The sequence below is a fragment of the Rhodococcus sp. AD45-ID genome (assembly GCF_003023755.1).
Lineage (GTDB): Bacteria > Actinomycetota > Actinomycetes > Mycobacteriales > Mycobacteriaceae > Rhodococcus_F > Rhodococcus_F globerula.
Map to the genome: position 1 here is coordinate 271329 of NZ_PYHL01000002.1, position 26511 is coordinate 297839.

The 26511-nt window shown below is 62.4% G+C and carries 25 protein-coding genes and 2 tRNA genes; 18 read left to right on the forward strand and 9 right to left on the reverse strand.

What is annotated here, in order from left to right:
- The first annotated feature begins 19 nt into the window (after window positions 1–19).
- Window positions 20–430, forward strand: coding sequence for a single-stranded DNA-binding protein (locus tag C7T36_RS17400; RefSeq protein WP_033232820.1), 411 nt, complete (start codon window positions 20–22; stop codon window positions 428–430).
- A gap of 2 nt (window positions 431–432) precedes the next feature.
- Here C7T36_RS17400 and C7T36_RS17405 read toward each other — a convergent pair whose 3' ends face one another.
- Window positions 433–894: a MarR family winged helix-turn-helix transcriptional regulator gene (locus C7T36_RS17405; protein WP_033232822.1), complete on the reverse strand. Its 462-nt coding sequence runs from the start codon at window positions 892–894 to the stop codon at window positions 433–435.
- Between the two features lie 90 nt (window positions 895–984).
- Between C7T36_RS17405 and C7T36_RS17410 the strand changes: the two genes are divergently transcribed.
- From C7T36_RS17410 to C7T36_RS17435, 6 genes are all read left to right on the forward strand, one after another.
- Entirely contained in the window at window positions 985–2817 is a 1833-nt protein-coding gene (locus tag C7T36_RS17410) for an ABC transporter ATP-binding protein (RefSeq protein ID WP_045066923.1), read from the forward strand.
- Window positions 2818–2868: 51 nt separating this feature from the next.
- A complete protein-coding gene (ettA, locus tag C7T36_RS17415) occupies window positions 2869–4548 on the forward strand; it encodes an energy-dependent translational throttle protein EttA (RefSeq protein ID WP_033232826.1) in 1680 nt (559 codons plus the stop codon).
- A gap of 3 nt (window positions 4549–4551) precedes the next feature.
- Window positions 4552–4962, forward strand: a complete 411-nt coding sequence (locus C7T36_RS17420; RefSeq protein ID WP_033232828.1) for a thioesterase family protein — start codon at window positions 4552–4554, stop codon at window positions 4960–4962.
- 84 nt (window positions 4963–5046) lie between these two features.
- Window positions 5047–9894 (forward strand): NAD-glutamate dehydrogenase, encoded by a 4848-nt coding sequence (locus C7T36_RS17425; RefSeq protein WP_045066924.1) that lies wholly within the window; start codon window positions 5047–5049, stop codon window positions 9892–9894.
- Complete coding sequence (locus C7T36_RS17430; RefSeq protein WP_033232832.1) at window positions 9891–10310, forward strand: thioesterase family protein; 420 nt, start codon at window positions 9891–9893, stop codon at window positions 10308–10310. The genes C7T36_RS17425 and C7T36_RS17430 overlap by 4 nt, the downstream gene beginning before the upstream one ends.
- Window positions 10303–10953 carry a hypothetical protein gene (locus tag C7T36_RS17435; RefSeq protein WP_033232834.1) on the forward strand — a complete coding sequence of 217 codons (651 nt, stop codon included), beginning with the start codon at window positions 10303–10305 and terminating at the stop codon, window positions 10951–10953. The genes C7T36_RS17430 and C7T36_RS17435 overlap by 8 nt, the downstream gene beginning before the upstream one ends.
- Here C7T36_RS17435 and C7T36_RS30570 read toward each other — a convergent pair whose 3' ends face one another.
- Genes C7T36_RS30570 through C7T36_RS17445 form a run of 3 tightly spaced genes read right to left on the reverse strand, consistent with a single transcriptional unit; the run spans window position 10954 to window position 13336 of the window.
- A complete protein-coding gene (locus C7T36_RS30570) occupies window positions 10954–11373 on the reverse strand; it encodes an EamA family transporter (protein ID WP_239654704.1) in 420 nt (139 codons plus the stop codon).
- Window positions 11313–11750, reverse strand: coding sequence for an EamA family transporter (locus C7T36_RS30575; RefSeq protein ID WP_239654705.1), 438 nt, complete (start codon window positions 11748–11750; stop codon window positions 11313–11315). Before C7T36_RS30575 ends, C7T36_RS30570 begins: the two co-directional genes overlap by 61 nt.
- Window positions 11738–13336 (reverse strand): glycoside hydrolase family 13 protein, encoded by a 1599-nt coding sequence (locus C7T36_RS17445; protein WP_045066925.1) that lies wholly within the window; start codon window positions 13334–13336, stop codon window positions 11738–11740. The genes C7T36_RS30575 and C7T36_RS17445 overlap by 13 nt, the downstream gene beginning before the upstream one ends.
- Window positions 13337–13484: 148 nt before the next feature.
- Here C7T36_RS17445 and C7T36_RS17450 point away from each other — a divergent pair, with 148 nt between their 5' ends.
- A complete protein-coding gene (locus C7T36_RS17450; protein ID WP_045066926.1) occupies window positions 13485–13904 on the forward strand; it encodes a cupin domain-containing protein in 420 nt (139 codons plus the stop codon).
- Window positions 13905–13908: 4 nt separating this feature from the next.
- Here C7T36_RS17450 and C7T36_RS17455 read toward each other — a convergent pair whose 3' ends face one another.
- On the reverse strand, window positions 13909–14304 hold the full coding sequence (locus C7T36_RS17455; protein WP_033233162.1) for a globin: 396 nt from the start codon (window positions 14302–14304) through the stop codon (window positions 13909–13911).
- A 161-nt stretch (window positions 14305–14465) separates the two neighbouring features.
- Between C7T36_RS17455 and C7T36_RS17460 the strand changes: the two genes are divergently transcribed.
- The 3 genes from C7T36_RS17460 (at window position 14466) to C7T36_RS17470 (ending at window position 15967) form a co-directional block, all read left to right on the forward strand.
- Window positions 14466–15155, forward strand: a complete 690-nt coding sequence (locus C7T36_RS17460; RefSeq protein WP_172936716.1) for an HNH endonuclease — start codon at window positions 14466–14468, stop codon at window positions 15153–15155.
- Between the two features lie 82 nt (window positions 15156–15237).
- Complete coding sequence (locus tag C7T36_RS17465) at window positions 15238–15501, forward strand: hypothetical protein (protein WP_033233164.1); 264 nt, start codon at window positions 15238–15240, stop codon at window positions 15499–15501.
- Window positions 15488–15967 (forward strand): DUF5130 family protein, encoded by a 480-nt coding sequence (locus C7T36_RS17470; protein WP_033232840.1) that lies wholly within the window; start codon window positions 15488–15490, stop codon window positions 15965–15967. The genes C7T36_RS17465 and C7T36_RS17470 overlap by 14 nt, the downstream gene beginning before the upstream one ends.
- Window positions 15968–16034: 67 nt before the next feature.
- Here the strand turns inward: C7T36_RS17470 and pepN are convergent, their stop codons facing one another.
- Window positions 16035–18614 carry an aminopeptidase N gene (gene pepN / locus C7T36_RS17475; protein WP_045066927.1) on the reverse strand — a complete coding sequence of 860 codons (2580 nt, stop codon included), beginning with the start codon at window positions 18612–18614 and terminating at the stop codon, window positions 16035–16037.
- 55 nt (window positions 18615–18669) lie between these two features.
- Window positions 18670–19914 (reverse strand): NAD(P)/FAD-dependent oxidoreductase, encoded by a 1245-nt coding sequence (locus C7T36_RS17480; RefSeq protein ID WP_045066928.1) that lies wholly within the window; start codon window positions 19912–19914, stop codon window positions 18670–18672.
- Window positions 19915–20074: 160 nt separating this feature from the next.
- Between C7T36_RS17480 and C7T36_RS17485 the strand changes: the two genes are divergently transcribed.
- Genes C7T36_RS17485 through C7T36_RS17495 form a run of 3 tightly spaced genes read left to right on the forward strand, consistent with a single transcriptional unit; the run spans window position 20075 to window position 22043 of the window.
- Window positions 20075–20698, forward strand: coding sequence for a DsbA family protein (locus C7T36_RS17485; protein ID WP_033232846.1), 624 nt, complete (start codon window positions 20075–20077; stop codon window positions 20696–20698).
- 58 nt (window positions 20699–20756) lie between these two features.
- Window positions 20757–21230 (forward strand): ribose-5-phosphate isomerase, encoded by a 474-nt coding sequence (locus C7T36_RS17490; protein ID WP_033232848.1) that lies wholly within the window; start codon window positions 20757–20759, stop codon window positions 21228–21230.
- 15 nt (window positions 21231–21245) lie between these two features.
- Window positions 21246–22043 carry an Fpg/Nei family DNA glycosylase gene (locus tag C7T36_RS17495; protein ID WP_033232850.1) on the forward strand — a complete coding sequence of 266 codons (798 nt, stop codon included), beginning with the start codon at window positions 21246–21248 and terminating at the stop codon, window positions 22041–22043.
- Window positions 22044–22051: 8 nt separating this feature from the next.
- Here C7T36_RS17495 and C7T36_RS17500 read toward each other — a convergent pair whose 3' ends face one another.
- Both C7T36_RS17500 and C7T36_RS17505 read right to left on the reverse strand, forming a co-directional pair.
- Window positions 22052–22807 carry a hypothetical protein gene (locus C7T36_RS17500; RefSeq protein ID WP_045067886.1) on the reverse strand — a complete coding sequence of 252 codons (756 nt, stop codon included), beginning with the start codon at window positions 22805–22807 and terminating at the stop codon, window positions 22052–22054.
- Between the two features lie 164 nt (window positions 22808–22971).
- Window positions 22972–23045, reverse strand: a tRNA-Gly gene (locus tag C7T36_RS17505).
- 317 nt (window positions 23046–23362) lie between these two features.
- On the opposite strand from C7T36_RS17505, the gene C7T36_RS17510 reads away from it, so the two are divergent.
- From C7T36_RS17510 to C7T36_RS17525, 4 genes are all read left to right on the forward strand, one after another.
- Window positions 23363–23436: transfer RNA gene (locus C7T36_RS17510), tRNA-Pro, on the forward strand.
- 127 nt (window positions 23437–23563) lie between these two features.
- The gene (gene tig, locus C7T36_RS17515) at window positions 23564–24937 is read left to right on the forward strand and encodes a trigger factor (protein WP_033232854.1); all 1374 of its coding nucleotides are present in this window, start codon (window positions 23564–23566) and stop codon (window positions 24935–24937) included.
- Window positions 24938–25137: 200 nt separating this feature from the next.
- On the forward strand, window positions 25138–25725 hold the full coding sequence (locus tag C7T36_RS17520) for an ATP-dependent Clp protease proteolytic subunit (RefSeq protein WP_007730960.1): 588 nt from the start codon (window positions 25138–25140) through the stop codon (window positions 25723–25725).
- A gap of 48 nt (window positions 25726–25773) precedes the next feature.
- The gene (locus C7T36_RS17525) at window positions 25774–26436 is read left to right on the forward strand and encodes an ATP-dependent Clp protease proteolytic subunit (RefSeq protein WP_033232858.1); all 663 of its coding nucleotides are present in this window, start codon (window positions 25774–25776) and stop codon (window positions 26434–26436) included.
- Window positions 26437–26511: the final 75 nt, after the last annotated feature.

Sequence of the window (26511 nt, forward strand, 5' to 3'; positions counted from 1 at the left end):
GATTCAAGGGGGATGGAACATGTACGAGACATCTGCAACGGTTGTCGGCACCGTCATCACCAATCCGGTGAAGCGGCAAACCACCAATGGTGAAGAGGTGCTGAGCTTTCGGATGGCCAGCAACGCACGACGTAAGGATGCGGTGACCGGGGAATGGACCGACGGCGCGACGCTCTACCTCACGGTCACGTGTTGGCGACGGCTGGTCACCGGCGTCGGAGCATCCATCATGAAGGGTGATCCGGTGATGGCGACGGGGGAGTTGCGCACCAACGAATACACCACGAAGGAGGGGATTGCTCGTTCCGATCTGGAGATGAGAGCAACTGCGGTGGGGCCCGACCTTGCCCGGTGTATCGCAAAGATCGAACGGCACAGCAAACCTGTGTCAGGGGACGAACCGACAGAGACAGAGACTGCGGCGGCTTAGGTTTAGGCGCGAGTTTTCGGGCAGTCGCGGGGGCGGCCGTGGTCGTGCCCCGCGTCTACTCGCTCGAGCAATTCGGTGAGAACAGCTCGTTCGGATTTGTCGAGGTCGTCGAAGATATCTGCGGATTCTCGGCGTTGAGCCTGTGCGACCTCGGCCGCGAGGGCGGCACCGGCATCGGTGAGCTCGAGGAGCACTGCTCGTCGGTCATGGGGGTCGGGAGTGCGCTTGACCCATCCCGCCGCTTCGAGGGAATCCACGACATCCGTGGCGGAGCGGGGAACGATGCGCAGCTTTTCCGCGAGAAAGCCCAATCGGACCGGTTCGCCTACTCGGGTGAGCACTCTCAGAGCACGACTCTGTGACGGGGAGAGGCCAAATGGCTCGAGGGCCGCGACCTGGCGTCGTCGAATGGTTCGCGCCACGGACAACACGACATCGGTGAGTTCGCGCTCTCGGGAATGCATGGCGTCAGTCTAGCGTTGTTGGTGTCAGCCTCATAGTGAGGTAACCTCATCAATATGAAATTAAGGTGAGAAAGCCTCCAGGAGGTAAACGTGAAACCAGATCACATCAGAGATTTGGAAAATTCCGCTGTCGAGACCACTCCGGCGGACCCCGTATCACCACGACGTGTCCTCGAGCTGTTCACGCCGTATCGGACACAGATCGCCATCGTCACGGCGGTCATCACGCTCAGCGCCATTGTGGCCTTGGGTAGCCCACTGCTCCTGCGCGAAATGCTCGACAAGGCAATCCCGGACAAGGACCTCGGACTGGTCAGCATCCTGGCAATCGGCATGATCGCGATTGCCGTGATCACCAGTTGCCTCGGTGTTGTGCAGACGTGGATGTCCAACAGCATCGGCCAGAAACTGATGCACCAACTGCGTGTCCGGGTGTACACGCACCTGCAGAATCAGTCGCTGGGGTTCTTCGCGAGAACCAGGACCGGTGAGGTGCAGTCACGTATCGCCAACGATATCGGCGGAATGCAATCGGTTGTCACCAACACAGCCACGTCGATTGCGCAGAACGCGACCACCGTTGCAGCGACGATAATTGCGCTCTTCCTGCTCGACTGGCGACTGGCGATCTTCTCGCTGGCGATCCTGCCGGTGTTCATCCGGATCTCCCGCAAGATCGGTAACGAGCGCCGCAAGATCTCAGGCAAGCGGCAGAAGTTGCTCAGCGATCTGTCCGTTCAAGTTGAGGAATCGCTCTCGGTCAGCGGCATTCTGCTGGGAAAGACAACCGGTGCGAAGTCCGCGTTGACCGACCGCTTCGCCGAACGCTCGGCCGAGGTCGCCGACGTCGAACTCCGAGCGATGATGGCCGGTAAGTGGCGCATGGCGTCGATGTCGATCACGTTTGCGGCCATGCCGGCACTGGTCTACTGGTTTGCGGGATTCACGCTCGACCACGGCAACACCATCACCGTCGGCACGCTGGTCGCGTTCACGACCTTGCAGACTCAGTTGTTCCGGCCCACCATGATGCTCCTCAACACGGGCGTCGAGGTGCAGAGTTCCATGGCATTGTTCAGTCGCGTGTTCGAGTACCTGGACCTGCCGATCGACATCGCTGATCCGGAAAAGTCGAAGGAGTTCGACGTATCGGCACTGTCGGGCGAACTGCGATTCGATCATGTCGACTTCTCATATCCGGGAACAGAGCGCAAGACTCTCGACAACATCGACCTCACAGTCCCGGCCGGCGGAACACTGGCGCTTGTCGGCTCCACCGGTTCTGGCAAGACCACCCTTGGTTACCTGGCCGCGCGGCTGTACGACCCGACGGCGGGATCGGTCAGGATCGACGACGTCGATCTGCGGGACCTCGATCTGGCGACGGTCTCGGATCTGGTCGGCGTCGTATCGCAGGAGACATATCTGTTCCACACGACGATTCGCGAGAATCTGCGGTTCGCAAAACCGGATGCAACCGATGAGGAGATCGAGCAAGCTGCGCGGATCGCCCAGATTCACGAGTTCATCTCCGGCCTGGATGACGGTTACGACACCATGGTGGGTGAGCGCGGTTACCGCTTCTCCGGAGGTGAGAAGCAACGCATCGCCATCGCACGGACAGTCCTGCGGAATCCGCCGATTCTCGTTCTCGACGAAGCGACGAGTGCGTTGGACAACCGCACCGAGCGCGCGCTGCAGGACGCACTCGACGAACTGATGGTCGGACGCACCACTTTGGTTGTGGCGCACAGGCTTTCCACGGTCCGTGACGCGGATCTGATCGCTGTTCTGGATCAGGGTGTTGTCGTCGAGAAGGGCACACACGACCAACTGGTGCAACAAGGCGGACGGTACGCGCAGCTTCTCGCAGCTTCTTCCAGCGAAGCCTTGGAACTGCCGACCGAACTGCAGAGCGTGTGAACCCGTCGACGCAATGTGGGTAATGCGACAAACACCGATAGGCTGGCGGTCATGGCTGAGTTCATTTACACGATGAAGAAGGTGCGCAAGGCGCACGGTGACAAGGTCATCCTCGATGACGTCACGATGAGCTTTTACCCCGGCGCGAAGATCGGTGTCGTCGGACCCAATGGCGCTGGTAAGTCCAGCATCCTCAAGATCATGGCCGGGCTGGATCAGCCGGGCAACGGCGAGGCCTTCCTTGCCCCCGGCGCATCCGTCGGCATCCTCATGCAGGAGCCGCAGCTCGACGAGACCAAGACCGTTCGCGAGAACGTCGAAGAAGGCCTCGGAGAGACCATGGTTCAGCTCAAGCGATACAACGAGATCGCCGAGCTCATGGCTACGGACTACTCCGACGAGCTCATGGAAGAGATGGGTGAGCTTCAGGAGAAGCTCGACCATGCTGACGCCTGGGAGATCGACTCCCAGCTCGAGCAGGCCATGGACGCGCTTCGTTGCCCGCCGCCGGAAGATATGGTCACCCACCTCTCCGGTGGTGAGAAGCGTCGCGTCGCGCTGTGCAAGCTGTTGCTGAGCAAGCCCGACCTCCTGCTCCTCGATGAGCCCACCAACCACCTCGACGCCGAGTCGGTTCTGTGGTTGGAGCAGCACCTCGCTGCATACCCCGGCGCTATCCTCGCCGTCACCCACGATCGCTACTTCCTCGATCACGTGGCGCAGTGGATCTGTGAGGTCGACCGCGGTCGCCTCTACCCGTACGAGGGCAACTACTCCACCTACCTGGAGCAGAAGGCCGCACGCCTCGAGGTTGCCGGCAAGAAGGACCAAAAGCTGCAGAAGCGCCTCAAGGACGAACTCGCGTGGGTTCGTTCCGGTGCCAAGGCTCGTCAGGCCAAGAACAAGGCTCGTCTCGATCGCTACGAGGAAATGGCGAACGAGGCCGAGAAGACCCGCAAGCTCGACTTCGACGAGATCCAGATCCCGGCACCGCCGCGTCTCGGTGACGTCGTCGTCGAGGTCAAGAACCTCGACAAGGGCTTCGACGGCCGTGTCCTGATCAAGGACCTTTCGTTCACCCTGCCGCGCAACGGCATCGTCGGCGTCATCGGCCCCAACGGTGTCGGTAAGACGACGCTGTTCAAGACCATCGTCGGCCTCGAAGAGCCAGACGCCGGTGAGGTCAAGATCGGTCAGACGGTCAAGCTGAGCTACGTCGACCAGAACCGATCCGGCATCGACCCGAAGAAGACGGTCTGGGAGACCGTGTCCGACGGGCTCGATTTCATCGTTGTCGGTCAGACCGAATTCCCGTCGCGTGCGTACATCAGCTCGTTCGGATTCAAGGGCCACGATCAGCAGAAGCCGGCCGGAGTTCTCTCCGGTGGTGAGCGCAACCGCCTCAACCTGGCGATGACGCTCAAGCAGGGCGGAAACCTGATCCTGCTCGATGAGCCCACCAACGACCTCGACGTCGAAACCCTCGGTTCGCTGGAGAACGCTCTCGAAGAGTTCCCCGGCTGCGCCGTCGTGATCTCGCACGATCGCTGGTTCCTGGACCGCACGTGTACTCACATCCTCGCGTGGGAAGGCGGCTTCGGCGACAACGAAGCTGCGTGGTACTGGTACGAAGGCAACTTCGAAGGCTACGAGGCGAACAAGGTCGAGCGTCTCGGCCCCGACGCCGCGCGTCCGCACCGCGTCACGCACCGCAAGCTCACGAGGGACTGATCGGTGTCGGACGTATTCACGTGTGAGGTTCAGGTTCGGTGGGGTGATTCCGACCGGTTGGGTCACGTCAACAACACCAGGTATGCCGAGTACATGCAGGAAGCTCGCATTCAGTTCCTGACGTCGAAGCTTGCCGCCCATGGTGGCCGTCCGGGATACGTCGTTGTCCGGAAGATGTCCATCGAGTTCCTCAAGCCGGTGACGGATCGTTCGGGTCCTTTGAATGTCGAGATCTTCACGACTCATGTCGGGACTTCCTCGTTCACGGTCCGGCACGTCGTCCGCGACAACACCGGTGCGGAGTGCGCATCCGGTGACGCATTGATGGTCGGATTCGACACTGTGTCCGAAAAGTCCAGACCCCTCGCTGACAGCGAGCGTTTGGTGCTGGAAGCAGCGCTTGTTCCGGCGTAGTTCACCCTAGGTAGCGGTCACCGCGGCTAGTCTCGAGCATGAGATTGGCCGCGGTGATCAGAACCCACAGGATGTGAGCCAGGAATGACCGACCGAGCACCACACAATTCCGAAAGCCTCGACGAAGCGACGTTACTCACGCGCCTTCGCGAGGCTTTTTTCACACATATCGACGAGGGTGACAGCGGCGATGTGATCAACGGCCGATCCAATCGCGTACTGAAAGCGCATCTCGAACTCGGGCGCACTCGGGTGCCGGGCACGGCGGTGTGGCGGGTCTATCGTCCCTGGGATCCGGCGAAGTTGGGTGCGGCGATCCAGATCGTCAACGACGACATGTCGCTGTTGGTCGAATCCATCACCGCGCTGCTCAATCGCCTAGGTGTGGGTATCAGTCAGTACGCCCATCCGATCCTTCGAGCGGATCGGGACAATTCGGGCAATTTGAAGTCTTTGGGAGACACCGGTATCCAGGAATCCTGGATGCACGTGCAGTTGGACGCGGCAGCGCAGGATTTCGAACTCGACGCCATCGAAGAACACCTGGGCAAGGTGTTGGCCGATGTCCGCGTCGTCGCCGACGACACCCCGTCCATGACTGCCCTGCAATTGAGTATCGCCGACGAACTCGAGGCGTCGGCAGCCTCGGCTACCGGCCGCGTCTCGTCGGAAGAATTCTCCGACACGGCAGGCCTCCTGCGGTGGATGGCTGCCGGCAACTATGCCGTGCTCGGCTATCGACGGTTCGTCGGCACTGCAGACGGCTCCCGCACGGTGGACGGCAGTGGACTCGGTGTGCTCCGATCCGACGCCGTCACCGACGGTCCGATGAGCCTGCCGCCGGTTGCCGATCTCCCGGATCGGCCGCTGCTCGTCCTGACCCAGGGGTCGTTCCCCGCCACCGTTCACCGCGCCGTGTATCCGTACTTCGTCGGGGTGTCGATACTCGACGACGACGGAAACATCGTGGGGGAGCACAGGTTCCTCGGCGTCTTCACCGTGGTGGCCCTCCACGAAAACGTTCTTGCCATTCCGCTGATCGAGCGCCGGGTGCGCGAGGTGATCAGCCGCGCCGGTGTCGACCTCGATTCGTACTCCGGCCAGGCGATGCTCGAGGTCATTCAGTCCTTCCCCCGCACGGAGTTGTTCTCCAGCGACACCGACACCTTGTTCGAGACTGTTCACGCGGTGCACAGCATCGGCCTGCGTCGTCAGGTGCGGCTGTTCGTTCGCGAAGACACGTTCGGTCGGTTTGTCTCCTGCCTGGTGTACCTGCCCCGCGACCGCTACACAACGCGTGTCCGGTTGGCGATGCAGCACACGCTCTGGAGTGAATTCGGTCCAGGCACAGTGGATTACACAGCCAGGGTGAGTGAGAACGACCTTGCTTTGCTGCATGTGACGATCCGGCGTGAGCCTGGCAGCGCACCGATTCGACTCGATGTGTCCGAAGAAAACCGTGAACGCGTTCAGGCGCTGCTGACCGAAGTCAGTCGTAGTTGGGACGACCGCATCACCGATCTCGTCCGTGAGCGCTCCGACCTCGATCTGGAATTGGTGCAGCGGTACATCCGGGTTCTTCCCGATGGATACAAGGAGGACTTCGAGCCCTCTCGCGCGTTGTCCGATATCTCTCGGCTCGAAGCGTTGGCTCCCGGTTCGATCGACGTGTTGCTCTATCGCGGTGAGGATTCCGAACCAGGTCAGTGGCGGTTCACGCTGTTTGTCGGCGGCGACGCCATTTCGCTGAGCCAGGTTCTCCCGGTACTGCAGTCGCTCGGTGTCGAGGTGCTCGACGAACGGCCACACGTGGTCCAGCGACTCGACGGGGTGAAGTGCTGGATCTACGATTTCGGGTTGTCTGTACCGGCGGAATTGCGGGCATCCGTGCAGCCGGACCTCGACACCCAAGTACCACTCGAAACCAGCACGGTAGCGCTGACCGAGGTGCAGAAGCGGTTCACTGCGGCGTTCGGTGCCGTGTGGTTCGGGCGCGCCGAGGCTGACCGGTTCAACGAACTGGTACTGCGGGCAGGATTGACGTGGCGGCAGGCAGTCATCCTGCGGGCTTACGCAAAATACTTGCGGCAGGCTACTTTTCCGTACAGTCAGTTTCATATCGAGGGGATCGCACTGTCGCACCCGCAGACTGCGGCGGCGCTGGTGGAACTTTTCGAAGCGAAGTTCGATCCGAACTTGACTGGTGGGAAGCGTATCGAGGAGTTGGAGGCGCAACTGCGAGCCTCGATCGACGAAGTTCTCAGCCTCGATGCCGACCGCATCCTGCGGGGAATGTTCTCGCTGGTGAAGGCAACCCTGCGCACCAACTTCTATGTCCTGGATACGGATGGGCGCTCGCGCGGGTATCTGTCGATCAAGCTTGATCCTTCTCGGATCAGTGAATTGCCCAAGCCCAGGCCGGCTTTCGAGATCTTTGTGTACTCGCCGGAGGTCGAGGGAGTGCACCTGCGGTTCGGCGCGGTGGCCCGTGGTGGTCTGCGGTGGTCGGACCGTCGGGAAGATTTCCGGACCGAAGTGCTTGGTCTCGTGAAGGCACAGGCGGTCAAGAACGCGGTCATCGTCCCCGTTGGTGCCAAGGGCGGATTTGTCGTGAAGAACCCGCCGGTCCCGACCGGAGATCCGGCAACCGATCGCAGTGCCACACTCGAATCCGGCAAAGCCTGCTACCGGACTTTCATCTCGGGTCTGCTCGACATCACGGACAACGTTCATCCTCAGACCGGGGAAGTTGTGACGCCGGATCGGGTCGTGCGACTCGACGACGAGGATCGATACCTTGTCGTCGCCGCGGACAAGGGGACGGCATCATTCTCGGACCTGGCGAATTCCGTTGCTGCGCAGTACAACTTCTGGCTCGGCGACGCATTTGCCTCGGGTGGTTCGGTGGGATACGACCACAAGGGAATGGGGATCACCGCTCGCGGCGCGTGGGAAAGCGTCAAGCGGCACTTCCGGGAAATCGGTGTCGACACGCAGTCCGAGGACTTCACCGTAGTCGGAGTCGGGGACATGAGCGGCGACGTATTCGGCAACGGTATGTTGCTGAGCCGTCACATCCGACTGGTCGGGGCATTCGATCACCGGCACATCTTCCTCGACCCCAACCCGGATGCCGCGCGATCATTTGTCGAGCGTGGCCGACTCTTCGAACTTCCGCGATCGTCGTGGGCGGATTACGACGCCAGCCTGATCAGCGACGGCGGCGGTGTGTGGGACCGTACCGTCAAGTCCGTCCCCATCGCCGAAAGTGTGCGCGTTGCCCTGGGGTTGGACGAGGGAGTCACCAAACTCTCGCCGCCCGAATTGATGCGCGCGATCCTGTCCGCACCGGTAGATCTGCTGTGGAACGGCGGCATCGGTACCTATATCAAGGCGTCGGCCGAAACCAACGCGCAGGTCGGCGACAAGAGCAACGATGCGGTCCGTGTCGACGGCGCTGACCTACGGGTCAAGGTGGTCGGCGAGGGCGGCAATCTCGGTGTGACGGCGCTGGGGCGAATCGAGTTCAGTGCCAACGGTGGACACATCAATACCGACGCGATCGACAACTCGGCGGGGGTGGACTGCTCCGACCACGAGGTCAATATCAAGATCCTGCTCGACACGTTGGTTCGCTCGGGCGCGCTCCCCGCAGATGAGCGGAACCCGTTGTTGGCCTTGATGACCGACGATGTTGCGCGCCTCGTTCTGGCGGACAACATCGCCCAGAATGCTCTGCTGGGTATTTCGCGGGTCACGGCCCCGCAAATGCTTGCCGTCCACCGGCGGCAGATCAGCGATCTGAGCGCTACACGCGGACTCGATCGCGCACTGGAGGCACTACCGACCAACAAGGAAATCGATCGGCGCCTGTCTATCGGATCCGGTTTGACGTCACCGGAATTGGCGACTCTCACCGCGCATGTGAAGCTCGCGCTCAAGGACGATCTGCTCGCCACGGAGTTGCCGGACAACGAGTACTTCGCGCAACAGATTCCCGGATATTTCCCGAGTGCGGTGCGCGATCGGTTTGCCGCACAGATCAAGGACCACCCACTGCGCCGACAGATCGTGGCAACCATGCTGGTCAACGAGGTCATCGACAACGGCGGAATCACCTACGCGTACCGGCTGGCAGAGGAAACCGGCGCCAGCAGTACGGATTCGATTCGGGCGTACGCAGCCGTCCGTGAGGTGTTTGCGCTCGACGACGTGTGGGGGCGGATTCGTTCGGCCGGACTCGCAGCTGATCTCGAGAACGATCTGATCGTGGAAACGTGCAGACTCCTCGACCGAGCCTCGCGGTGGTTTCTCGCCAATCGGCCACAGCCCATCGCGGTGGGGGCAGAAGTGTCTCGCTACTCCGCGGCCTACCGGTCGACGGCGCCCCTTGTTCCCGATTTGCTTGCCGGCCATCAATTGACGGATCTGCTTTCCCGGGCCCAATCAGTCATCGACCGTGGGGCCCCCGAAGCTCTGGCGCTCGAAGTCTTCCGGCTCCTGGACGTGTACTGCCTCCTCGACATCGCGGATATCGCCGACATCGCCGAGCACGACATCGCGGAAGTCGCGCAGCTCTACTACGCGCTTGACGCGCATCTCGGAATCGACTGGCTGCTCACGGCCGTGTCCGGACTCGAGCGTGGGGATCGCTGGCATTCACTGGCCCGGCTGGCGTTGCGTGACGATCTGTACAGCTCGTTGCGGCAGCTCACGATGGAAGTGCTCGTCGGCGGTGAGCCGGGAGAATCGCCGCAGGAAAAGATCGACGAATGGGAAGCGACCAACGCGTCGAGGCTGAGCCGGGCGAGGGCCGCTCTCGGTGAGATCTTCGAGTCTGGGACGCTTGACCTCGCGACGCTCTCGGTAGCGGCGCGGCAGGTTCGCAGCATGGTGCGCAGCATGGGCACCCGATCGGAGGTAGGGCGTTGAGCGAAGGATTTCATGCCGACGTGGCGGTTCGATGGTCCGACATGGACGTCTTCCAACACGTCAACCATGCGCGCATGGTGACACTGCTCGAAGAAGCTCGGATTCCGTGGCTGTTCCACGACGGATGTCCGACGGTGTCATTGCGTGACGGTGCGGTTGTCGCGGATCTGCATGTGCGGTATCGGGGGCAGCTGCGGCACGACGATTCACCGCTCGACGTGTTGATGTGGGTGGAAAAGATTCGAGCCGTGGACTTTACGATCGGATACGAGGTGCGCCCCAAGTCGGCGGGACTGTCGGTCGCGCCGTCCATAGTCGCGTCGACGCAGATCGCGGCGTTCGATATCGATACGCAACGACTGCGGCGGCTCAGTGGTCCCGAGCGTGGGTACCTGGAGCGTTGGCAGCGTGCATGAGCGAATGCTGACCGTGCCCGATGAAGCCGAGCGCAAGAACTTGGCCGGCTTCATCGGGCACGCGTTGCGGTTGGACGAATCGGCCGTCATCAGGATGCGTCGACGCGGCCCGGATCACGTGAGTGTGTGGGCAGCAACAGGGTTCGACGCCCTGGCGACGCGCACTATCGTCGGCACCGTCAATCCCGACGACACCTCGGCGGCCGGGGATACCTTGTTGGCTGCACTGTCCCACGCGTCCGGTGAACTGATCGATCCGGGATTCTCGATGGACTCGGCGTGGCGTGGAGCGCTGCCGCCGGCCGAAGGATTCGAGCACCTCGACGATGTCCCGGCGCACGTCTTGATCGAATTGGCCCAGCGCGGAAATGCTTTGGCGCAGGAGCACGGCAGCAGTTCGGGACCGCCCGTCTCGTTGCTCGATCAAGAGGTGCTCGAGGTCAGTGGGCCGAGCATCACGGCCGGGATCTCGATGCGGGCGATATTTGCGCTGACCGCAATGGGATTCGTCGATGTGAACCGAATCAATGAGACGGAGTTGGTGCGGGTTCGGGCCAGTAGATCGTGGATTCGTCTCGACGCGCGCTTCGGTTCGATCTATCGCCACCGCGGCGGGTCGATTCCGCTGATGGTGGCTCGCTAGCTAGCTGTTACGCAGTGTCCCTGCCGTCAACAAGCCGAGGGCCGCGACGACGGTGGCCATGCCGAGCATGGCCACTGTGGTGATGGTCTCGCCGAGAACCACTGCGCCGAGAATAGCTGCGACTACCGGCTCGAGCAGCGTCAGCGTTGCGACGGTTGCCGGGTTGAGGTGTCGCAGTGCCGCCGCGAAGAGCAGGTAGGCCAGCACGGTCGGAACCACAACGAGGTACACCACCGCTGTTGCCCCGGCGCCGGTATCGAGCCCACCTGGCCACTGCCAGATCAGGATCGGCAGTAGGAGGATCCCACCGATGCCGAACATCTGACCCATCGCGCCCTGCGTGGACACTCCCGCCGTGATCATGTGTGCGCCGGCAACGGTGTAGATCGCGTAGCCCAGTCCGGCGATGAGTGCCGGCACCGCGCCACCAGGTACTGCAGTACGCCGGTGAACGCCGGACCTGATCCCAGTGCGATCATCGTGCCTGCCGCAACTCCCGCCGCCTGCACTCCGGTGAAGAACCCCAATTGATATGCGGCGACACCGAATCCGCCCAGGATGCCGGGTCGGCTGGTCGAGCGAGCGAACCCGAGGCCGCCGCGCGCATACGCAAACGCTGCGAGGATCAGGCCTGCGAGAACCACCCGCGCGGAACCGACGGCCAGGGGATCGAGATCGTATCCGAGGCTTTCCGAGGCCAAGGCCTGTGCGGTTCCGGTGGTTCCGAACAGCACGGCCGCGGCAACAACCGCCAGGACCGATCCCCGGTGAGTTGAGGTCCGACTCAGATCAGCCACGCAGCGGTGTTGACGGGCAACAGACCGTCGACCAGGGGAGCGCTGCTGAGGATGACGTCGCCGGCGGGCAGGGAAATAGGCACATCCGACGTGTTGAGGGCACAGATCAGACCGCCCCGTCGACGAAACGCCAGGCACCCGGGAGGGCTCCCGTACCAGTCGATATCGGCACCCGAGATCTCCGGCCGGGACGAACGCAATTCGAGGGCGCTGCGGTACAGCGAGAGCGTCGAATCGACGTCCTCGAGTTGAGCCTCGACGGTCAGCGTCGACCACTCGGGTGGCATCGGCAACCACGTGCTCGAGGCTGTGGTGAATCCGAAGGGCGGAGCGGCTCCTTCCCACGGCAACGGTACTCGGCATCCGTCGCGACCACGCTCGGCGTGACCGGAGCGTTCCCACACCGGATCCTGCAGGGCGTCGTCGGGAAGATCGACGTTTGGCAGTCCGAGTTCGGCGCCGTTGTAGATGAAGGCGGCACCGGGCAGTGCAAGCTCGACCAAGGCCATCGCCCGTGCGCGCAGAGTTCCGATCTGGCCTCCGCCGTAGCGGGTGACCTCACGTTCGACATCGTGATTGGAGAGCGTCCACGTGGGAACACCGCCGACCTCGGCTACGGCGGCGAGGGAGTTCTCCACCGCTGCCCGCACGGATTCCGCCGCGAACTCGGTTTCTGCCAACCGGAAGTTGAATCCGAGGTGAAGCTCGTCCGGACGGATGTACTCACCGAAGCGCTCGTTGTCGCGAACCCAGATCTCTCCCACGGTCATCGCCTCGGGGAATTCGTTCATGACCTTGCGGATTCCGCGGTGGATCTGGTGGACCTCCGGATTGTTGAATCGCGGGTCGTCGTCGTCGTTGCGCATGAGTTCGTTGAGGTCCCAGTCATGGTCCGGCAAACCCTCGGGCTTGGCCATTCCGTGGGCGACATCGATCCGAAATCCGTCGATACCCCGACTGAGCCAGAAGCGCAGAGTCTTGGCCAGATCCTCGAAAACCTCCGGGTTGTCCCAGTTCAGGTCGGGCTGTTCTTTCGCGAAGATGTGGAGGTACCACTGCTCCGGTTTTCCGTCGGCATCGCTGATGCGGGTCCACGCCGGACCGCCGAAGATGCTTGGCCAGTTGTTGGGTGGTTCGGTGCCGTTCTCGCCCTTGCCGTCGCGGAAAATGTAGCGGGATCGTTCCGGGGAACCTGGTGCGGAGTCCAACGCAGCTTGGAACCATTCGTGCTGGTCGCTGGTGTGGTTGGGGACCAGGTCCATCGTGATCTTGATATCGCGCTCATGTGCGGCGCTGATCAGTGAATCCATCGCGGCAATGTCGCCGAACAGGGGATCGATGTCACGCGGGTCGGAGACGTCGTACCCGTGATCGGCCATCGGCGAGCGCATGACCGGACTCAACCAGAGGGCGTCGACGCCCAGCAGTTCCAGGTACCCGAGTTTGTCCTCGATTCCGCCGAGGTCACCGATGCCGTCGCCGTTGGAATCGGCAAAAGATCGCGGATAGATCTGGTAAAAAACTGCCTCGTTCCACCAAGGCGGAGTGGACGGGTTGGTAACGGTCGAATCCGCGGGGCTACTCACAAGTTCTCATAGTGCCAAACCTCGAGCACTCGCACGACTTGGACACGGCTGTTTGGTGGTTCTTTACCTCACCTTGGTGTACTTTCCAGGAGCGAAGACTCTGCCGTCGGCAATCTTTGCGCTACCGATTTCTCGAGGGGGGAAAATCATGAGTTTGTCGGCAATCGAAGCAGTGAGTCTGAACCAACTTCCGTTGAACGACGATCCGATCAACGCGGACTGGATCATTTCCGGGGATCCGGTCGCCCGCGCCGCGCAATGGTCTGCCAGCAAGGACGGCACCACGACAACGCACGTGTGGGACTGCACCAAAGGGCGGTTCCGGTGGTACTTCAGCGCCGACGAGATCGTTCAGATCCTCGAAGGATCGGTGACGGTCGAGTCCGCGGGGGTCGAGAAGCGCACTCTGTCTGTCGGTGACGCCGCGCTCTTCCGCGCCGGCAGTTGGTCGGAATGGCACGTCGAGGATTACGTCCGCAAACACGCGATTCTGAGCGTGCCACTGCACCCGAGCGTGTCGTTCGGTGTTCGGGCTGTGCGCAAGCTCGGACGAATGGTCAGACGCTAGCGGTTCAGATGGCGGAATTGACCATGGACGCTGCAGCCATCTCCATGTAATCGATCAACTGTTGGCGATGTGCGGCGTCCAAGGTCTTCTCGTCGATGGACGCGATCGCAACGTGCATGCAGCGTAGCCACGCGTCCCGCTCGATCGGGCCGATCACGAACGGATTGTGCCGCATCCGCAAGCGAGGGTGTCCGCGCTCGTCGGAGTAGGTGTGCGGGCCGCCCCAGTACTGCTCGAGAAACATCCGCATGCGGCGCTCGGCTGGACCGAGATCCTCTTCCGGATACAGCGGGCGAACAACCTCGTCCTTCGCGACTTCTTCGTAAAACCGCGCGGTGAGCTTGTGAAACGTCTCGGCTCCGCCGACGGCGTCGTAGAAGGTCTGCTGTACGTCATTCATGGCGTGTTCCATTGTGCCTGATGGCGGGCGTGGTCGGTTTCCGGGTCGACCGGAGGTCCGTTCACCCGAAATTCACCGGCAATCCGAGCAATTTTGTGCGAAATGGGAGTGCGTAACCGGAATATCCGTGGTCAACTTGGGGGCAGTCTCCCGGAGGTCGTATGAAGAACCGACACGCTGCACGAAATCACCGACAACTTCAGCCCGCTGGCGGCCGTGGTGCCATCGCTCGCGCAGACGCGCGGCATGAGCACGCGTCAGGGGCTGTTCTGGAAGTTGTTCCTGACGGATTCGGTCAGACCACCGAGTTCGCCACGGATCACGTGGTCCCCGAGTGGATCAAACGCCGAGTGCTACTACTCAATGTCACCTACGAACCGCTGACGGCCCTGCCGGCACGACGGGCCGTGGTCTTGATGGCCTGCGGTAAAGCCGACACGGTTCACGAAGACGAATTCGGACCCATAGTCCACTCTGCGGACTGGTCGGTGCAGGTGCCATCGGTCATTCGCCTACGAACTTATGTGCGCGTCCCGTACCGCGCCCGTATTCCCATGACCCGCGCGGCACTGATGCATCGTGACCATTTCCGATGTGCGTACTGCGGCGCAAAGGCCGAGACCATCGATCACGTGGTACCGCGCAGTCGCGGCGGCGGGCATTCATGGGAGAACTGTGTAGCGTGCTGCGCGCCGTGCAACCACCGCAAAGCCGACAAGATGCTCAGCGAACTGGGGTGGACACTGCGCGCGGAATTGGTTCCGCCCTCCGGTCCGCACTGGCGATTGCTGGCCGCAACCAAGGAACTGCACCCGTCGTGGGTGCCGTATCTCGGTGTCGGTGCCGCCTGACTCGAACTGCCCGGAACAAATTGCTCGATAATTTGTGGCCCTGACGCTGTCCTTCCTGGCGTTCTGGGCTACGTTATCTGGTGTGAGCATTCTCGAGGTAGTACTGATATACGTTGGGATCCCGGCCCTGATCACCGCCTTCTTCGCGGGTGCGTCCTTCCTCGGGAAGAAGACGCCGGGTCCGGTTCCGCCGGCGTTCCATCTGGGTGAGTCGTGGGATCACGCCCCCATCCTGTGGAGTGCTGTCGACGAAGTGACCGTTCGCGGCGGTCACCACGGCAGCGCACACGCGATCGAAGCCGGCTCGGCTGATCTGATTGGAGGAACCGCAAGTGGCAAGTGGTGATCATTCGACAGCGGTCGCAGTAGCGCCCGAAAACCTGCCAGTTGGCAGCGTCATCACGACCAGTGGCCGTATCTCCGGCGTGCATCGTGTGGGAGAGCCGTTCGTTGACGACCTTCCGTTCACGACCAAGGACCTGGTAGCCCTCGACGTCGCGCTGACCGAGGCCACCCGTTCCACCAAGGTGCGTTTCAATGCGTACGTCGGCGACCTGGGCGCAGACCCGGCCGCCGGTGCCGACGCACTGTTCCCGACCACACCTGAGGCGGAGCGTTCGGTTCTCATCGCCGTATCGCCCAACCAGCGTGTCGTCGAGGTCCGCAGTGGCCGCGTCGTTGCCGATCGGGTCACCGACCGCGTTGCGCAGCTCGGCGCAACCGCAGCAGTGAGCTCCATCAGTGAAGGAAACCTGATCGACGGACTGATCAGCGGAATCCGTGTCATGGCAGCAGCAATCTCTGCGCCGTAGTTCGCAGTCCTTGCAGTAAGGCCGGTGCCTGCCTCGATTTCCTCGAGGCGGGCACCGGCCTTGTGTATCAGCTGGCGTCGAACTTTCGGGCGGTGAGCGATCGAACTACACCGGCCTGGCCCTCTACGACAAGGCGACGCAGCGCGGGAGGAATGTCGCCCTCGAGGAAACGATCAGCCGCTGCGACGGACTCTTCACTGACCGACCACGACGGGTACAGACCGACGACGACGGTCTGCGCCACCTCACTCGAGCGGCGTTCCCACACGCCGGCGATGTCGTCGAAATAGCGCGAGACAAACGGTTCGAGGAGATCGTCCTGTCCTTCGCGGGCGAAACCACCGATGATGGACCGCGCCGTGATGTTGGGCACCGAATCGTCGCCGACCACCTTTGCCCACACCTGCTCCTTCACCGCAGCTTGCGGTCGACCGGCAGCTGCGGCAGCGGCCTGCCTGGCACCTGCAGCAGTCGGGTCGCGCAAGGCCTCGGCGTCGATGAACGGGGTCTCCAGCCCCTCGGCATCCACCTCGCCTGCCGCGGCGAGAGCTCCGACAATGCGCCACCGCAGATCGGTGTCGACAACCAGACCGTCGAGGCCGACGGTCGCGGGGTCGGCGTCGAGCAATTCGTTCAGGACCTCGGTGTGCCACGGGGAGAGTGCAACTCCGGTGAGTGCGTTGACAAATGCGAGTTGGTGATCGGAACCGGCCTCGGCTTCGCGGGCAAGTTCGAGAAGCCGGTTGGCGAAGTCCGCCCAGCCTTCGGCCGAGGCCCAGACCGGATCGGCGTAGCTTCCGATGGCGGTCTGTGCTTGGAGCAGGAGGCGTTGAACCACACCGACCTCGGTTTCGGCGCTGATGCCGCGCTGAACCAGAGCGACAAAATCGCGGGCCTTGAGTTCGGCCTGACGAGTCATCTCCCACGCTGCGGACCAGACCAGAGTGCGGGGGAGTGATTCGGCGATGTCGCCGACGCGGTCGATTGCCGTCGAGAGGGACTGCGGATCGAGTCGCACCGAGCAGTACGTCAGGTCGTCGTCGTTGAGCAGAATCAATTGACCGCGATGAACTCCGAGAAGCTCAGGAACATCGGTGGTTTCGGCGGCGTCGAGATCGAGTTCGACGCGGCGGCTCCGCACGAGCTTGCCGTCGACGTCGTCGTAGATGCCGACCGCGATGCGATGAACACGTCGCTCACCGGCACCGGGAGCTGCGCCGTCCTGCAACACGGCAAAACGGGTGAACTTTCCGTCTGCGTCGACGTCGAAGTCGGGGCGAAGGATGTTGAGGCCGGTGGTCTTGAGCCACTGGGTTCCCCAGTCGGAAAGGTCGCGGCCGGAGGACTTTTCGAGAGCGCCGAGGAGGTCGTCGAAGGTGGCGTTGCCGAATGCGTGCTCACGGAAGTACTCCCGCAGTCCCGCGAGGAAGGGATCGAGGCCGACGTAGGCCACCAATTGCTTGAGAACGCTGGCGCCCTTGGCATACGTGATTCCGTCGAAGTTGACCTCGACTGCTGCCAGGTCCGGGATGTCGGCGGCGATGGGGTGGGTGGACGGCAACTGGTCCTGACGGTAAGCCCACGACTTCTCGACGTTGGCAAAGGTTGTCCAGGCGTTCTTGTACTCGGTGGCCTCGGTCTGGCAGAGCACAGACGCGAAAGTCGCAAAGGATTCGTTGAGCCACAGGTCGTCCCACCACGTCATGGTGACGAGGTCGCCGAACCACATGTGGGCCATTTCGTGAAGCACGGTTTCGGAACGACGCTCGTACGAGTAGCGAGTGACCTTGGACCGGAAGACGTAGTCCTCCAGGAACGTCACCGCTCCCGCGTTCTCCATCGCGCCTGCGTTGAACTCCGGGACGAACAACTGGTCGTACTTCCCGAAGGCATACGGCACACCGAAGTTGCGGTGGTAGAAATCGAAGCCCTGCTTGGTTTCGGTGAACAGGCGCTCTTCGTCCATGAACTCGGCAAGTGAGGCGCGGCAGAAGATTCCGAGGGGGATGTTGCCGTGCTCGTCGGAGTAGTTGTCGGTCCACACGGCGTACGGGCCGGCGATGAGCGCAACGAGGTATGTGCTCATCTTCGGTGTTGTGCGGAAGACATGCTTGCCGGGATCGGCGGCAAGGGTTTCCACGACGGCAGAGTTGGAGATGACCTTCCACGAGGTCGGCGCAGTGACGCGGACATCGAACGTGGCCTTGAGATCCGGCTGATCGAAACACGCGAACATGCGCTTGGCGTCGGCGGTCTCGAACTGCGAGTACAGGTACACGGCGCTGTCCGTCGGGTCGACGAAGCGGTGCAGACCTTCTCCGGTGTGCGAGTACACACAGTCGGCCTCGACCACCAGTTCGTTGCTCGCGGCGAGGTCCGTCAAGGCTATTCCGGTGGCCTCGTCGTAGTCGGAAATATCGATCGGGGTGCCGTTGAGCACTGCGGAATGAACTCGGGCAGCGATGATGTCGATGAAACTGCTCGAGCCGGCTGTGGCCGAGAAGGTCACGGTGGTCTTGGAGAAGAACGTCTCCTCACCAGGGGCATCGCTGCCGTCGGTGAGATCGAGTTCGATCAGGTAGTTGTCGACGGTCAGCAGCGCTGACCGTTCGGCTGCCGTCTCGCGTGTCAGGTTCGGTGCGGCCACGAAGATCTCCTCGTCGATGGTGTGGATCTTTATGCGTCCATCCCATCACGGCGGACTACTTCGTGATCGCGGACGCCTCCGTCAATGGAACCGAGGGATCTGCCAGGCGCTTCGGATCCACCGGTGCACTCGACGCCACCAACTCCTTGATTGCGTCACCGGCATCCCAGATGTTGACGTTCATTCCCGCCAGAACCTTGTTGTCGCCGTCGAGCCAGAAGGCCAGGAACTCGCGGTTGTCGACGTCACCGCGCGTGACGACGGAGGCGTAGCGGCCATGCGGGGCGTGCCCGACGTACTCCATTCCGAGGTCGTACTGGTCGGTGAAGAAATACGGCATCCGCACGTACTCTGCCGGTTTGCCGAGCATGGTGTCCGCGGCTGTCGCCGGTTGGTTGAGAGCATTTGCCCAGTGCTCCACTCGAATTCGCGCGTTCAGGATCGGGTGCGTCGCCGCCGCGATATCGCCGATCGCCACGACGTCTGGGTCGCTGCTCTGCAGACCCGCGTCGACGAGGACTCCGCCGTCGACCTCGATACCGGCGGCCGTGGCCAACTCGGTGTTGGGGAGAGCGCCCACAGCGATCAGGACGGCGTCGGCGGGAACTACGCTGCCGTCGGCCAGGGTGACGCCGGAAGCAACTCCGTCTGTCACCGCGATGGACTTCACGTCGGTGCTCGTTCGTAGGTCAACGCCGTTCGCGCGGTGCAGTGCCGCAAACACTTCGCCCATCTCCGGCCCCAGCGTTGCTTCGAGGGGAAGACTCGCATGCTCGAGGATCGTCACCTCGACACCGAATCCGCGCGCGGACGCGGCGATTTCCAGGCCGATCCAGCCGGCGCCCACCACAACCAGTTTCTTGTCCGCGGACAGAGCCTTCAGCAGCGACGACGCCTGGTCGACGGTGCGGATGTAGTGCACGCCGTCGGCGTCCGCCCCTGGAATGTCGAGTCGCCGAGAACGCGAACCGGTGGCGAGCGCCAGTTTGTCGTACGAGAGCGTGGAACCGTCGGGGAGAGTCACGGTGTGCGCAACGGGGTCGAAAGCGGTTGCGGTTGTTCCGGGCCGCAGGTCCACGTGCTGATCGCGGAACCATTCACCGTCGTGGACCGTGAATTCCGGGAGGGTCTTCTTGCCCGCAAAGAACTCCTTGGACAGCGGTGGACGCTCGTACGGCAGATGGTCCTCTTCGCTCAGAAGGACGATGTCTCCGTCGAAGTCCCGCTCTCGCAGGGCCTCCGCAGTTTTTGCTCCGGCCAAGCCGCCGCCGATGATGACGAATCTCCGATTTGCGCTCATGGTTGAACCACTCCTTCGCACTCGTGTTCTTTCGACATTACTGGTGAGAGAAGGTGGTTCGGGAGTATGTGGGAAGGATTGGTGGGGGATGATTGTTGCCATGGCGGGGTACGCAATTTTTCGTTCCCGCTAGGACCGTGACCGATAGGGAGTTGTTTACGTGAGTGCAGTCGAGAACAAGAGTGCCGACCGAGCTGATTTCTGGTTCGATCCTCTGTGCCCGTGGTGCTGGATCACCTCGCGGTGGATCCTCGAAGCGCAGCAGGTGCGCAACATCGACGCGAAATTCCACGTCATGAGCCTGGCCGTCCTCAACGAAGGACGTGACCTGCCCGAGGAGTACCGCGAGATGATGACCAAGGCATGGGGACCGGTGCGCGTCGCAATCGCCGCTGCGAAGCTGAAGGGCGACGACATCCTGCTGCCGCTGTACACGGCCATGGGAACCAAGATCCACAACGAAGGCAACAAGGACTTTGCCGACGTCATCAAGCGTTCACTCGACGAGGTCGGCCTCCCGGCTGAACTTGCCGACGCAGCCGAGTCGACCGAGTACGACGAAGCCCTGCGTGAGAGCCATCATCACGGCATGGACGCGGTTGGCCCCGACGTCGGAACTCCCACCATCCACGTCAACGGCGTTGCCTTCTTCGGCCCGGTTCTCTCGCGCATCCCGCGCGGCGAGGACGCAGGACGAGTGTGGGACGGCGCAGTTGCGCTGGCGAGCTACCCGCACTTCTTCGAACTCAAGCGCACGCGCAACGAAGACCCCCAGTTCGACTGAGTCCAGCAGTGTGAGGGCCGGGTGCGCGCCGGGGGATGAGCCTGAGAGAATTGTCCCCATGCGCGTATACCTGGGTGCCGACCATGCCGGATTCGAACGTAAGAACGAGATCATCGAACATCTCACAGCCAATGGCCACGAAGCCATCGACTGTGGTGCTCACGAGTACGACGCCGTGGACGACTACCCGGCATTCTGCATCGAGGCAGCCAAGCGGGTAGTCGCCGACGAGGGAAGCCTGGGCATCGTCCTCGGCGGAAGCGGCAACGGCGAGCAGATCGCCGCGAACAAGGTTCCCGGCGCCAGGTGCGCTCTGGCGTGGAGCGTCGAAACCGCCAAGCTGGCCCGCGAGCACAACAAGGCACAGCTCATCGGCATCGGTGGACGCATGCATTCCCTCGAGGAATCGCTTGCCATCGTCGACGCCTTCCTTGCCACCGAGTGGTCAGGCGAAGAGCGTCACCAGCGCCGCATCGACATCCTCTCGGAGTACGAGAAGACCGGCGTCGCACCGGCATTGCCGCAGGCCTGATCGAGAAGTAGTCCCGTGCCAGAAGGTCATACCCTGCATCGACTGGCACGGTTGCATGCAAAGAAGTTTGTCGGTTCACCAGTGCGCGTACTCAGCCCGCAGGGGCGATTTGCCACGGACGCGGCTCTGGTGGACGGGCATGTACTCACGTCGTCGGATGCCTGGGGCAAACACCTGTGGCACACATACGACAACGGTCTGATCGTCCACGTACACCTCGGTTTGTACGGAAAGTTCACCGACAGCGCCCTCCCGATGGAAGAACCGGTGGGGCAGGTCCGGATGCGAATGGTCGGTGCCGGCTTCGGCACCGACCTTCGTGGTCCCACCGCCTGTGAAGTCTTGCTGCCGCCGCAAGTAGCCGCTATCGAAGCCAGGCTCGGCCCCGATCCACTGCGCCGCGACGCGGACCCGCAGCAGGCGTGGGCGCGAATCTCGAAGTCCAAGACGGCAATCGGCGCACTGCTCATGGATCAGGCAGTGCTGGCCGGGGTCGGCAACGTCTACCGCGCCGAATTGCTGTTCCGTCACGGCATCAACCCCGAACGCCCCGGCAACCTCGTCAGCTACGACGAATGGACTGCCATGTGGGCGGACCTCGTCGAACTCATGAAGGTCGGCGTGCGACGCGGAAAAATGCACGTCGTGCGGGCCGAACACGACAACGGCGATCCGGCCTACGCCAAGGATCGTCCGCGCACCTACGTCTACCGGCGCGCGGGATCACCCTGCCGGGTCTGCGGGTCACCGGTCCTTCATTCCGTCATGAAGGCACGAAACCTGTTCTGGTGCCCGGTGTGTCAGGCTGTGTAGCCGGCGCTCTAGAAGTCCATGCCGCCGAAGTCCATCCCGCCTCCGTCGCCGAATCCACTGTCGCCGAATCCGCTGTCACCTGAGTCGTACCCCTGGTCGCCTTGGTCGTAGCTCTGATCGCCGGCGTCGCCTTGGCTTTGATCACCTGCATCTGCGCCTTGATCTGCGTCGGTATCGCCGCCCGCTGCGAAAGCCTCTGCGCCGTAAGGAACTCCGGCCATCCCGGAGAACATGGTCGAGAACAGCATCATCGAACCCAGGCCCCAGGCGCCTGCGACGAGGGCGGGCTTCCACCACGGCTCGGAGTACCAACCGGCCGGAACGGGCCGGCCGGCGACGCGACCGCCGGGGTAGTAGTTGGGGGTACGCGACGACGGGGTAGGTGATGCCGCGACCTTGCGGCCCTCGAACTCGACCTCGCGGGACTCGGTCACCGCGCCGGCGGCTTTCTGGCCGTCGATGGTGGGAACGTCAGGACCCGGATCCATTCCCATGGCGACTCGTGCCGCGCGAATGTAGTAAAGCCCTTCCAGCGCAGTCTGTTTCGCGAGACGCGCTTGAACCGGGGTAGCTGCCTGATCGATCTGCGAGCCCGCCGCTGTGTAGCGCTCGGCTGCGTCGGCGAGTGCTTGCCGTGACGGTTCGTCGGTGCCGGTGAGGTTGTACACCTGACCGCCGAGACGCTCGATTGCCTGCCTGGCATCAGCTTTGGCGTCGTCGAGTTGTGTCGCGCTGTGGGTGGAACCGCGTTGCTGGCTCTTCATGACCAGGAACACGACAACAGCCAGAACGACGAGAATGAGAAGAATCGTGGTCACGGGTGGCCTCCGAGCAGTATCGATCCGGACAACTCCAGGATACGGATCGCTGCAACAAAAAATCCGCACCGGCGAGGCCGATGCGGATCTTTGTGGAAGTTTCCCTCCGATGGAGGGGATGACGGGAATCGAACCCGCGTGATCAGTTTGGAAGACTGAGGCTCTACCATTGAGCTACATCCCCGTGCACACGCGAACTCGGGATCGCCGTGTTCGTCGTCTGCGATTCGAAACTGTACCCAATGCGGGTGCGGATTTCATAATCGGGGGGCCGAAAGCCTTCTCACCAGGGGAATCTCCGGCGAGGGTGTAGTCGAGGGGTCGGTCGCGCCGGTGCGGCCGGAGTTTCGAGCCGGATGCAGGCTGCACGTGCTTACGGCTATCCGTGTACAAATGGTGGGCGGGTTCGTGAGAGAGTAGTGAGCGCGATAAGGTTTGGCGCAGTCGCAAGTACGCGGCTGTTTTCGCGAGCGTGTTCGTAAGAAGCATGTTTGCGAGTAACGGGATGTAGCGCAGCTTGGTAGCGCATCCGCTTTGGGAGCGGAGGGTCGCAGGTTCAAATCCTGTCATCCCGACAAGTACGTATACGAGACTCCACTACTGCACACGCAGGAGTGGAGTGTCGTGCAAGACCACACGAGCAAGACCGAAAACCTGCAGTAAGCCAGTTATGAGCAAGACCAGACGAAGGAGCGAAGTTTCGTGAAGAGCACCGTCGAGCAGCTCAGCCCGACGCGAGTCCGTATCAACGTTGAGGTGCCCTTCGCGGAACTCAAGCCTGATTTCGACAAGGCCTACAAGGCCCTCGCGCAGCAGATTCGTCTCCCAGGCTTCCGTCCGGGCAAGGCCCCGGCCCGCCTCCTCGAGGCACGCGTCGGTCGCGCCGCTGTGCTCGAGCAGGTCATCAACGACGCTCTGCCGTCGCGTTACTCCGAGGCTGTCACCAGCGCCGGCGTCAAGGCACTCGGCCAGCCCGAGATCGAGGTCACGAAGCTCGAAGACGGCGACGTCCTCGAATTCGCTGCCGAGGTCGACGTGCGCCCCGAGATCGAACTCCCGGATTTCAGCTCCATCAACGTCACGGTCGATCCGATCGAGATCACCGATGAGGCCATCGAAGAGCAGCTGCTCTCGCTGCGTCAGCGTTTCGGCACCCTCACGGGCGTCGACCGCGCAGTCGAGGACGGCGACTTCGTCTCCATCGACCTGTCGGCCACCGTCGACGGCGAGAACGTTGCCGAGGCTACCGCCAGCGGACTGTCGCACGAGGTCGGTTCGGGCCAGCTCATCGAGGGCCTCGACGAAGCCATCATCGGCCTGAAGGCGGGGGAGTCCAAGGACTTCACGTCGACTCTGGTCGCCGGTGAATTCGCAGGCAAGGAAGCCGTTGTCACCGTGACCGTTCAGACGGTCAAGGAGCGCGAGCTTCCGGACGAGGACGACGAGTTCGCTCAGCTCGCCAGCGAGTTCGACACCCTCGACGAACTGAAGGCAGACCTCCGCGAGCGCGTCGGACGCGTCCGCAAGGTCGAGCAGGCCGGCCAGATCCGCGACAAGGTTCTCGAGCAGCTGCTCGAGACGGTCGAGGTTCCGTTGCCCGAGGCCATCGTCAAGGCTGAGGTCGACGCTGCGCTGCACGACGCCGTTCACGGTCTCGATCACGACGAAGAGGCTCTGAACAAGGCTCTCGAAGAGCAGGGCAGCAGCCGCGAAGAGTTCGACAAGGACACGTTGGAGGCCGCTGAGCGCTCCGTCAAGACGCAGCTCCTGCTCGACTCCATCGCGGACGCCAACGACGTCACCGTCGGTCAGGACGAGCTCACCGAGCGCATCCTGTTCCAGGCACAGCGTTACGGCATGGCTCCTGAGCAGTTCATCCAGCAGATCCAGCAGGCCAACCAGCTTGGTGCGATGTTCGCCGATGTCCGTCGCGGCAAGGCTCTCGCAGCCGTCGTCGAGGCTGCCGGCGTCACCGACAGCAGCGGCGCTGCTGTCGACACCGCTGAGCTTTTCGGTAACGGCAAGGCTGACGAGGACGCAGAGGCGTCTGATTCTGCCGAGAGCGAAGACAAGTAAAAAAGCAGGTTATCGGGTGTTTTCACCGCGATCGGCTGCAATGAGTTTTCCGCTTTGAGCGAAGTAGGGCGGCACCGGGACTCCGGTGCCGCCCTACTTGGTTAGTGTCTGTGTCAGCAATTCGTATTTGGCAAAGAAGATCCACATAGAAGGCAGGTACCGTGACTTCCAATCACCTGGAGACTTTGCAGAGTCCCGCCATGACTTCAGCCACCGCTGGGTTGAACCTCAGCGACTCGGTATACGAGCGCTTGCTCCGTGAGCGCATTATTTTCCTCGGTACCCAGGTCGACGACGACATCGCAAACAAGCTGTGCGCGCAGATCCTGCTTCTCTCGGCCGAGGACCCGACGCGAGACATCTCGCTCTACATCAACTCGCCTGGTGGATCCGTCACCGCCGGTATGGCGATTTTCGACACCATGCAGTTCGCGGAGTGCGACATCGCGACGTTCGGCATGGGTCTCGCCGCGTCGATGGGGCAGTTCCTGCTCTCGGCAGGCACCAAGGGCAAGCGTTACGCCCTGCCGCACGCCCGCATCATGATGCACCAGCCGTCCGCCGGTATCGGTGGTAGCGCCAGCGACATCGCCATCATGGCCGAGCAGTTCAAGCACACCAAGCGTGAAATGGCCGAGCTTATCGCTCAGCACACCGGTCAGACGGTCGAGCAGATCACCGCTGACTCGGACCGTGACCGTTGGTTCACGGCGAAGGAAGCCCTCGAGTACGGCTTCGTCGACCATGTCGTCTCTCGTGCGAATCAGGCCGGCGGCACCGGCAACTGAGTCGGTTGATCCGTCCTATTGCTGCCCAATTCATACTTTGGAGAACTGATGACAAACCTTTTCGGAGCTAACTCGCTGGGCGGCCAGGCGCCGTCGGGCCCGCAGTCGCGCTACATCCTGCCCCAGTTCACGGAGCAGACCAGCTACGGAGTCAAGACGTCCGACCCGTACAACAAGCTTTTCGAGGAGCGCATCATCTTCCTCGGCTCGCAGGTCGACGACGTGTCCGCGAACGACCTCATGGCACAGCTGTTGGTTCTGGAATCGCAGGATCCGGACCGCGACATCACGATGTACATCAATTCGCCCGGTGGTTCGTTCACCGCGCTGATGGCGATCTACGACACGATGCAGTACGTGCGTGCAGACATCTCCACCGTCTGCCTCGGCCAGGCCGCGTCGGCTGCTGCTGTTCTGCTCGCCGGCGGTACGCCGGGTAAGCGTTTTGCGCTCCCCAACTCGCGCATCCTGATTCACCAGCCGGCCACCGGCGGTATCCAGGGCCAGGTTTCCGATCTGGAGATCCAGGCAGCCGAGATCGAGCGTATGCGTCGTCTCATGGAGAACACGTTGGCTCTGCACACCGGCAAGGATCCGCAGACGATCCGCGTCGACACCGATCGTGACAAGATCCTCACGGCCGAGCAGGCCAAGGAATACGGCATCATCGACGACGTTCTGGCGTACCGGAAGCTCAGCGCACAGAAGTAGTCGTTTTCCGCCTCGTGTCGACCACCGAAATTCGGTGCGCGACGCGAGGCGGATCGGTCGGGAAGTGCCAGGTGG